Here is a 384-nt window from a genome sequence, read left to right on the forward strand (position 1 = left end):
ATTGGCAGTACCCTTATCAATACGTTCACGGTTTCGTCAGATCAAACGCCGGCGATAGAGACGACGGCCAATGTCGTCGTGCAGGCATTCCCCATTCCGTCACTAGTCATTCAGAAGCTGCCCGGTCGCAATGTAGCCTTCCCAGGTGACACAATCACGTACACGCTGACGGTCACGAACCTGCTGACCATTCCGCAGACGAATGTAGTCCTGACGGATGCGCTGCTGGGCCTGAGCGAAACAGTAGTGGTCCTGCTTGCGGGCGAAACGATCACGCGCATCGCGACGTTCACTTTACCTTTGGATACGCCTGTTGGCAGTACCCTTACCAACACGTTCACGGTTTCGTCAGATCAAACGCCGCCGCTGGAGACGACGGCTGAG

The 384-nt window shown here is 56.0% G+C and carries 1 protein-coding gene; it reads left to right on the forward strand.

Annotated elements, in window-relative coordinates:
• A partial coding sequence (locus tag IAE55_RS33620) for a DUF7507 domain-containing protein (protein WP_200634982.1) occupies nucleotides 1–384 on the forward strand: 384 nt, incomplete at both ends.

Origin of the sequence: Paenibacillus sp. S28, assembly GCF_016624415.1 — a bacterium.
In the GTDB taxonomy this organism is placed as follows: Bacteria; Bacillota; Bacilli; order Paenibacillales; family Paenibacillaceae; genus Paenibacillus_AQ; species Paenibacillus_AQ favisporus.